At 32.7% G+C, this 9,674-nt stretch carries 6 protein-coding genes and 1 pseudogene; 1 reads left to right on the top strand and 6 read right to left on the bottom strand.

Annotated elements, in window-relative coordinates; genetic code table 11:
- Positions 1–124: 124 nt before the first annotated feature.
- From DWB64_RS18565 to DWB64_RS18550, 4 genes are all read right to left on the bottom strand, one after another.
- Positions 125–1,177 carry a hypothetical protein gene (locus tag DWB64_RS18565; protein ID WP_129489721.1) on the bottom strand — a complete coding sequence of 351 codons (1,053 nt, stop codon included), beginning with the start codon at positions 1,175–1,177 and terminating at the stop codon, positions 125–127.
- Between the two features lie 337 nt (positions 1,178–1,514).
- Entirely contained in the window at positions 1,515–2,558 is a 1,044-nt protein-coding gene (locus DWB64_RS18560; RefSeq protein ID WP_129489720.1) for a hypothetical protein, read from the bottom strand.
- Positions 2,559–2,594: 36 nt separating this feature from the next.
- Entirely contained in the window at positions 2,595–3,389 is a 795-nt protein-coding gene (locus DWB64_RS18555) for an ion transporter (RefSeq protein WP_129489719.1), read from the bottom strand.
- Between the two features lie 760 nt (positions 3,390–4,149).
- On the bottom strand, positions 4,150–4,383 hold the full coding sequence (locus DWB64_RS18550) for a hypothetical protein (protein WP_129489718.1): 234 nt from the start codon (positions 4,381–4,383) through the stop codon (positions 4,150–4,152).
- Between the two features lie 585 nt (positions 4,384–4,968).
- Here DWB64_RS18550 and DWB64_RS18545 point away from each other — a divergent pair.
- Positions 4,969–5,742: pseudogene (locus tag DWB64_RS18545) on the top strand (transposase); the annotation flags it as partial.
- A 927-nt stretch (positions 5,743–6,669) separates the two neighbouring features.
- Here DWB64_RS18545 and DWB64_RS19695 read toward each other — a convergent pair.
- Together DWB64_RS19695 and DWB64_RS18535 are read right to left on the bottom strand one after the other, a co-directional pair.
- Positions 6,670–6,840 carry an HD domain-containing protein gene (locus DWB64_RS19695; RefSeq protein WP_371682614.1) on the bottom strand — a complete coding sequence of 57 codons (171 nt, stop codon included), beginning with the start codon at positions 6,838–6,840 and terminating at the stop codon, positions 6,670–6,672.
- 419 nt (positions 6,841–7,259) lie between these two features.
- Positions 7,260–9,515: a glycoside hydrolase family 2 TIM barrel-domain containing protein gene (locus DWB64_RS18535; RefSeq protein ID WP_129489716.1), complete on the bottom strand. Its 2,256-nt coding sequence runs from the start codon at positions 9,513–9,515 to the stop codon at positions 7,260–7,262.
- Between the last annotated feature and the right edge of the window lie 159 nt (positions 9,516–9,674).

Below are 9,674 nucleotides of genomic sequence, written 5' to 3'. Positions count from 1 at the left end.
TCATTTATATGTTTATTCAATACCTTGTCTTTGAATGAAACTTTATAATGTAGACTCATGATGTTCTCCTTTTCCATATATGATATATGGCTCAGCTTATCATGTCTACTTAAATGGGTTCACTTCATCGGAACGGTGGCTCAAAATGGTCCGGAATATGCACAGGGGACTTTCTTTGATTTTTCTTATACTTAAACTCTTCAATTATCTTGTATTTTTTTATGTTTTCACCACCTAGACTTTTTACTAACCAAGTACAGTAATCTTCAAGAATATATCCATTTAAAGCATTGAAATCACACTTTTTATCTGTACAACTTTGCATTTTAAATAGAAGAGAGTCATAGAATTGAGATAATAGATACTTCTTATTGAATGGTATAACTCTATAATCCCCTATATCAAATAATGGTTTTTCATAGAACATCCTAAAATCCCAATTCAATTCACAACTTTCTTCTGACCATGTTTTTAGCATCTCTTTATTTGCAACCAATTCATTTGCAATTTTTACTAATAATTGATTAGCTATTTCACCTAGTTGAGTACTTTTTATTGATAGTATCCATGGCGTTTCTAGTGATATTGTTTGATATTCAAATGAGTATCTTAAGAAAAAAACAAAAATGATCAAAAGGTAATCATCTAATGAATATTGATATGTTTTCTTGAAGTTACTTAAAACCTTATCAAATTCAATACTAGCTTTAGTTCTTTTTACTTCACTTGAAATGTACATTAAATATGGCCTAACAATCTCTAATCTATCATCTTTATTACTATTAAATATAATATTCTTAATCAAATATGATTCCAGTTTCTCTTGACTTAAAAATTTAGGATTATGCAAATGATCTTGTAAGGCTAAAATTAGATTCACAGTATTGTATACATCTGTCTTAGCTAATGAACGTTCTTTATAAAGTCTCTCATTTCTATTAGCGATTAAATACTTCCATGCTGTTAGTATCCCTTGTTCTGAACATAATATATTCCTTGAAATTTCCTTTTCTATAATTTTACAAATTTTTTCGTCATGTAATCGATTTATTTCTTCCAAGTATATGTTTTGCAAGTTCTTAGTTTGAGATTTGTCAAATTGCAACAAAGATAGTATTATCATCATTTGAAGTACATTTTCCTTGCCTATTTGAGTTTTGATTTTTTCAAGTTCCACCTTCAAACCAAAAATATTACTATATAGAATATAACTTCGTATTTTTTTTTAGCCAATTAGCCCTCCAGTTATTCTTAGTTTTCTTATCCCTCAATAAAAGTAATATTTTATTACTAGCATTATTTACTATTTATTGAGTAGATTACATACTATTTAGATGATGCAGAAAAATGAGTTAGCATACATTTTGTTGCTTTGGTCAATTATCGACGATGGCAAATGTCATATTAGACACAATTACATAATTTCACTTTATCTAGCAGATGTGTACGTATACGAATATATTTATTCATTCAAGTAAAAGTTCACATTAAATTAGAACCCTAGCAGTTTTGCGCTACTGTACTTTAAAATATCCTTTTTCTAAGAAACTACTCCAAAACTTTCCTACAAGTGAATCCATTGTCAAGCAAAAATCTCTAAGCTCGTATAAATCAACTCTTAGAAGACTTCCAATTTTTGCAGTATTATCTCCAGATTTTTTTATATATTCCTCGTCAATTATTCCGCTTCCGTGCTCGTAAAGATGTCTTATTTGAAACATTTTTATAATCAGTTCAATATTCTCACTACTGATTCCTTCAAACAATCCAATACCATATTCCTTAAATAATATATCATCTGCTTGCTTTACTCTCTGAAAACTTAATTCCTTATTAAAGTTCTTCTTTTTATCGATACATAACTTAGAAATTAGTTCATTTTTTATATCTTTTCCGAAACCATCAAAATTTGAAATCGATCGCTTTAATAAATCTGCCAAAGTATCAGCTATTACATGTTGCTCATCTCTTTTCACCTCAATACTTTGTAAACTACTTTTTATTAAATTTGATTTTTTCTTATATATACTATAAGTGTTTCTAACCCCGCATCTTGGACAGTATCCGTAAACGCCTAAAATATCTGTTATATTTGAGCAGTTATCACATATGAATTTAGTTTGCTGTCTCATTTCTGAATACACTTTAGTATTAAACATTAGCTTATTACTGTTCATTCTATCAAAATCTATAACCATTGTTTTTTTCTGCATTATCGCTGTTAAAAATGTATCTTTATATACTTTTATATAAATTTGCTGGTTTTTAGTAAAGAACCCCCCTATATTGTCCTTAATACCACAATATGGACAAATCAACTTTTCTATAAATACAGCACTCCTGAAATAAGAATCGCAACTATTACACAATGAACCATACATTCCTTCACTATCTGATATCATAAATATTGGTACTTCTATGCCAAATATCTCTTCCCTGATTTGTCCTACTTTAAACGCTGTAGGAATTGAATGTTCAATATTAAACCCATATGAATTATCAACAATTTCAATTGTGATTTTACCACCAGCATGTGCAATTTCCTCAAAGTCACGCATAAATTTCACCATCCAGTTTTTATATGTTAATCACACTTAAAAGGTTTTCCCACAATGAGGACAAGTACACTTATCTGATTCACTTACTTTTCGATCGTTCAACTCTTGCAAAAACCCACTACTCAATATTCCTGTTGGTAAAGCTACTACACCAATTCCAAGTAGTGCAATTATTCCTGATAGAACTTTTCCAATAGCAGTTATTGGATAAACATCACCATAACCTACCGTAGTAAGCGTTGCAATTGCCCACCAAAACGTTTCTACAATATTGCTAAATGCCTCTGGTTGAACATGATTTTCAAATGTATACATGAGTGTACTGGCTATTAACAGCAATAGAAACGTTACAAAGAGTGTAACTTGCAAATGTTCTTTCTCGCGCTGTATTACTCTACTGAGCATGTTTAACGATTGGTTATATCTATTTAACTTAAACAGACGGAACATTCTAGTCAGTCTAATAATTCTAAGAAATCTTAGATCAATTGGTATGAACATTGGTAAATAGAAGGGAAGTATTGCCAGTAGATCAATTATTGCCATTGGACTTTTAATTTGCCTATATACGGATTTAGTTTTGCTAATTGATTTATATTTTAGAGGTGCTGTCCAAATTCTAAGAACATATTCAACGGTAAACACTGCAACAGATATTACCTCAATTATTCTAAAAGTTGAACCATAGGACAAGGAAAGGCTTTCAAATGACTCTAGGATTATGGCTAGCACATTAATCAGAATCATAATTACTATGATTCGATCGAATAATAAACTTGCTTTATCATCATTATTAGCTGGTTCGATAATTTCAAATATTCTTTGCTTCATGAAGGTTTTCTCCTCAATCTGTTCAATCAATTTTTCAATTCTATGAACAGCAGATAAATTATGTAAATTACCCTATCCTATTTTACCATTTTAAAACATACTTACCAACCTAATTGATTATTTGTCAGGTGATTTTTCAATTCACTATATAACTTACATAATCTACTGGCTACAAGAAAAATATAAACAATCTTACAAACCACAGTAACGAATCTTGATCCAAATGATATAGATTGATTTCTCATTTGTTTAGAATACACAATTTCAGACTATCACAAATAATTGATCAAAAAACACTAATACATTAGTAGTTTGAAATGTCAGTAGATTTTCAAATTTACTATATAACTTAGATTATCTACTGGGTTAAAGGATAACGTCACTTCGTTCCTTCAAGCCACGAAAACATCTTACTCCGTAAGATGGTGATTGGTTATCTCTATTTTAGTTAGATACATTCAACTTATCATAGCCTACTGAATAAAAATCACTAATATACTTGGGGTTGATAAATCTATGTAGGATGAGGGATATGATTACGATTTTAATAAAAGTTGATTGATATGACGGCTAGAAACGGCGCAGTTTTTTTCGGTTGTGTAGATGAGGCTACTATTGCACTCATGTCATATAAGAAAAAATCTGTAGACTTTTAATATCCCCCCCTTACTATAATTACAACTCCTGCACCTATAACAATTACTGTAATCAACACAATAAAAAAGGTAGAAAGATTGCTCTTTCTACCTCATTACCTATCTTATGCACTTTCTTTTTCTTCAGCAACGAACTTATAAAATGTATTCCTCTTTAATCCCAATACTTCTATAGCTTTTGTTGCAGTTAACTCCCTGCTCATATACTTACTATAAACTTCATTCCACTTAGCAGGTTTATCAATTTTCTTTCTACCTTTAAATTTGCCTTCACGTTTAGCAATTTCAATACCTTCATAAATACATTTCATTTCACAAGTAGGCTCAGTAACTAGCATAAGACTTATCCGATAATTAGAGTCATTCGCGCAGATATTCTTCTCTTCGGATGATACAATTTTAGTGTAATTTTTCTAGTTCCTTTTGAACCTGAATATCAAGGTTTACTAAATCTAAAACACTTCCTTCTTTAGAAGTTGGTAATAACCCACCATCATAGGTTTTTGATAGAAAAACTACGTACTTAGACCCTATTCCGACTTCATCTTTTAGCAATAACCTATGAACATTTTCTATTTCCTCACCTTTGTATTGATTGATAAGTTCAAAAGCAACACTAACTATGTTGTTATTACCAAACGTATCCTCTACTGCAATTATGTCGGTGATTTCGATTTCTAGGATTGTATCTGATGCTTTGATTAGTTGCTTCTCATTGTCAAATTTCTTTACATATTTCCTAGATTCTACGTGTAACCTACTCGAATAATCCTTTAAGCAAGTACTTGTAATGATTAAGCCAACTCCATCCTTTCACCCATTGGGTGAAATAAAACCACACAAATCAGCGTCTATTTATATGTTTTTTGCCTTATTTGGTGGGTAAAAATGTAACAAACAGAGTTGTTGTGAAGGAGATGGCTATGATAAATAAAATCGAGTTTAAGGCTAAGAATCTCACATCAAATGCAGGGTTTTTTCTGATGCTAGAGAACACTAAAAACAACGGCATTTTTGAGATGATTGAAAATGACCTCACTTTTGAAATCGCTTCTGTAAACAAGATTAAAATGAATCATGTTAAGACCATGCTCTGCGGTCACTTTATTGGCATAGATAAGCTCGAACGTTTAAAACTTTTAAAGAATGATCCCCTTGTCCATGAGTTTAAGATCTCTGTTAAAGAGCCTGAAACTGTGTCGCGCTTTTTAAGCAACTTCAGCTTCAAGACAACGCAAATGTTCAGAGAAATCAACTTCAAAGTGTTTAAAAAGTTACTTTCTAAAAGTGGACTGACATCCATCACAATTGATATCGATAGCAGTGTCATTAATGTAGAAGGTCACCAAGAAGGCGCTACTAAAGGCTACAATCCTAAAAAACTTGGAAACCGGTGTTACAACATACAATTTGCCTTTTGTGATGAACTCAAAGCCTATGTCACTGGTTTTGTTAGAAGTGGTAATGCATACACCGCAAATGGTGCTGCAGAACTGATTAAAGAGATTGTAGCCACTCTTAAAACGAGTGACTTGGAAATCTTTTTCCGTATGGATAGTGGCTACTTCGATGTAGAAATCATTCAAACCATAGAATCTCTTGGATGCAAGTATTTAATCAAAGCTAAAGCCTATGCAACGCTTGTCTCTCAAGTGACCGCCTCCTCTGCTGTGTTTCTCAAAGGTATAAACGGAAGAGGATAGACCTCGGTGACAGTCACGCATATAGAGACTGATTTAGCTAGCTAACAATCTCAATTCTGCTGTGAAGTTCTTTCTATAAATCGTCTATACTATTTAGTGGTATTACAGTATTTATGGTGATTGGAATATTGTTTGTAGCGTTTATTCATTGCTCAATATTGAAAAACCAAGAAGAGTTTTCCTCTTTAGCTCTTGAGTCGAAAGCCAAGAAGAGCGTTCCCGATTTTTCAAATCGTGAACGACGCGTTACAAATCACATGTTATCTAACTCTACACGGTTCATCACTTCGCGCTGTGTGGCCACTCTTCGCGCTGTGTGGCCACTCTTCGAGATGTCCACAACGGGCTCGTCGCCCTATATAAATTAGAATAAAAAGACGACTGAGTATGTGAACACACTCAGTCGTCTTTTTATTCTAATTTATGCACTTCTCTGTTTTTACGATTAGTACGTTCGTTTCACTCACTCCCACTCAACTGCAGGAATTTGACTCCTATTAGCTCATAGTCTTTCCAGTGGTTCCAGCAATCTGTATTATCGGTATTATTCATATTATTTACCCGATATTGCTTCAACATAGTCAAAAGGCAGTCATCTCTCACTCAAAATCACGATTGACTAATTCAAAATCAAAGGTTCCTAAAATTTTTTCTGTAATACATAATGTTAATCAACAATTTACAGGTACTACCGGCTACAGGTTAGCGACAAATTCTTTCTTCCATACCATAATTTTAATAATATAGTCCCTTTTCTTTACTCTCTTCAATTAAACTTAACACCGTTGGCCATAAATCAGGGGTCCCTTTTTCAATGAACTTTTTCTTATCTAAAACGTTAGAGGCAAAAATACCTTTTGGGTTACTCTTGTCCTTTGATGTAAGAATATGAATGAGTAGTGGTTGTAAAGAATCTAAAGTTCATACAAATATAGCCTCCTCTGATTTGTAGCTTTCAAACTCTTCCCATAAGATCATGATCTCGTTTTTTTGATCCTCTGGAAGTATGGATAGCAATTGAATCATAGAGTGCTTCTCTTTATCATGTGCTTCCGTTCTTCCTACTTCATCTAGAAAAAGTATCGCCAGCATAAAATGTAAAACCGTAGAATTCACCTACGCTTTTCTTTATGAAAAAATTTATTATTCTCATTTAATTTGATTTATAACGCTACTTATATGGTGTATTAAATTACTACTATCAATACATGTAGTAGTCAAACATCATCCTCCGCTAACCACACTATATGGTTGTAGATGTGTTAGCTTGTTTCTGTTTCTTCAGTTTCTTTTTTGCAATATATCTCCCACATACGCTATTATTCTATGAGTTCGTAAGGCTAAGAGGAAGGAGAATTCTTGCTATGTTTCGTTAAATTATTTAAATCTTCCTCCACATAGGATTATTCAGCAACCGCTTCTTTGAATACACATCTTAATCACTTACTTAGATCTGAGCCTTAATCGTCTAGCTAATCAAGCATCAAACAACTTCGCAATTCACTTTTAATCTAATTAATTTTTATTTGTTCGACTTCAATTATACATCGATCCGATATTTTTCTGCCATGAATTTTTGCAGTAATTTCTATTATTCCAGGCATATATGAAGTCTTTACCCAAAACGCTCTTTGTCCACTGATTAAAGCAAAAGTTTTGGGACCAATAATTTCTCCGGGCCCTTTTATGTCCAGTTCAACAACTAAATCTGAATAATGCGAAACATTGCCCACTTGATCTAAGGCCGAAACAACAACTCTCGTAACGTCTGCTTCGAGGGATGAAAGACACTTGTGGTCACTTTTTAACTCCAGCTGTGACACCACAGGATTTTTTACATATAATTTTCTGATAACTTGTTTGCCTTTAATATAACCAATAAATTCAATATCATGGAAGCCAGATCCCCATACATCCGATACACCCTCTATTATTATTGGGGGATGTTTGAGACCAGGAAATTTAGATTTATCTTTATAATATCTCCCAAATAATTTATCATCAATTCGATATTCTATACTATCTACATTTGTTAAGATCGTTAGAGGAGTTATTCCTCCATAATTCTTTTCACCCATTGCATAAATAAGTACTGGCTCCATTACAATTTTCTTAGATGGATTAATCTGGCTCGTATAAGCATATGATGCAAACTTTGGTAGTCTAAACATATCCATAACCCCATGATAACAAATACGATCACCTGATCCAAATTGATAATGGGTGTTGTAATCAAAAGCACACCATCCTATACTACCACATGTATGCTGCATTAACTCTGTCATATTAAGTACATTGAGATGTCGCTTCACATGCTCCTCTTGTCTTTGAATTTGATCGAATCGCTTTGTAGGAAACATGTGTCCGTTATATTCTGTTACTAAATATGGAACTAGTTCATTCAAACCTGTTGCTTCATGTTGTGGTATTAAAATTCTATCATCTCTGTCATTAGGATCACCTTGTACAAAATCATTAAAAGTAAATACATCTTCTAAAAACTCACTCTCTTTTATTACTCTAACACCACCTGTAGGTCTTGTATCATCAAGTCTTCGGGCAATTTCATTAGTTGATGTATAAAATTCATGATGATCCTTTGATTCGTTAATTCTGACACCCCAAATGATAATTGAAGGATGATTGTAATCTCTATTAATCATTGCCTCAATATTTTTGCGTGCCACTGATTGCCACTTCTCATTACCAATATGCTGCCAGCCTGGTATCTCTTCAAACACCAACAAACCAATTTCATCACATCGGTCTAGAAAATCTTTAGACTGAGGGTAATGAGATGTTCTTACAAGGTTGACCCCCAAATCATACTTCAATATGTCAGCGTCATCTATCTGCGCCCTTTTTGGCATTGCATTTCCTACATATGGATAGCTTTGGTGTCTATTTAGACCCCTAATCACTGTTTTTTCACCATTTAAGTAAAAGCCAGAAACTTTAAATTCCGCAGTTCTAAATCCCAAGCGATGTTTGTAGAAATCCAACAACTGACCATTTCCATTAGAAATTTCAATATTTATTTCATATAAAACAGGATTTTCTGTTGACCACAGTTGGATATCATTCAGTTCATTCAGTTCTTGAGTACAATGAATTAGCTCATCGCTATTAATAACATTCCCTTCTATTCTTGATATTACATGACCATGTAGATCCTTCAGTGTTGTCTTCACTGTAAACGTCTGCATTTCTTTCTTTATATTTTTTATATAAACTTCACTAATTGCTCTTTTATTTGTTTCAAGAACCATTTCAGTTCTTGTGTGACACTTTTCAACATACAATTCGTGAACAATTTCTAGATACACATCACGATAAATACCTGCATATGTTAGGAAATCAACAACAAAACCAAAAGGTGGAATATCTTCGATCTCTCTTCCATCTACTTTCACAATAAGCTCATTATTTTCTTCAAGATATTCTGTCAAATCCAATACAAATGGTGTATAACCACCTTTATGTTCTCCTAGGAAATGTCCATTCAAATAAACAACAGTGTACGTCATACTCCCTTCAAAATGAAGAAGTACTCTTTCAGTAGATTTTACATTATCTAATTTAAATGTCTTCCTGTAGCAACTAATAAACTGGTACATTTCTTCATCAAAGCTATTATAAGGTAGCTCCTTATGTGTATGAGGTAAATCAACATCAATAAACTCACTTATGTTTGCTGAATGAGGGTCATTTACTTCAAAGCTTTCTTTAAACTGCCAGTTTCGGTTTAGACTAATCTTTTTTCTCATACCACCTACTCATACTAACGATTATTTTAGTATCTTCCTTTCATATTAATAACGGTGCTTTACCTAGTTTACAAACTACCAATTTGAAGGGGTACCCCTTCTGAAATTTATAGCATATCATTCCACATTCCCTTATTTAAGTCTCCTAAAACAGAGCTC

Source organism: Fusibacter sp. A1 (assembly GCF_004125825.1).
Classification (GTDB): Bacteria; Bacillota; Clostridia; order Peptostreptococcales; family Acidaminobacteraceae; genus QQWI01.
This window is presented reverse-complemented; position numbering and strand designations above follow the sequence as displayed.

Coding starts and splice junctions, on each gene's coding strand:
- DWB64_RS18535 (WP_129489716.1), bottom strand. CDS start 9,515: ATGAGAAAAAAGATTAGTCTAAACCGAAACTGGCAGTTTAAAGAAAGC.
- DWB64_RS18550 (WP_129489718.1), bottom strand. CDS start 4,383: ATGCTAGTTACTGAGCCTACTTGTGAAATGAAATGTATTTATGAAGGT.
- DWB64_RS19695 (WP_371682614.1), bottom strand. CDS start 6,840: ATGCTGGCGATACTTTTTCTAGATGAAGTAGGAAGAACGGAAGCACAT.
- DWB64_RS18555 (WP_129489719.1), bottom strand. CDS start 3,389: ATGAAGCAAAGAATATTTGAAATTATCGAACCAGCTAATAATGATGAT.
- DWB64_RS18560 (WP_129489720.1), bottom strand. CDS start 2,558: ATGCGTGACTTTGAGGAAATTGCACATGCTGGTGGTAAAATCACAATT.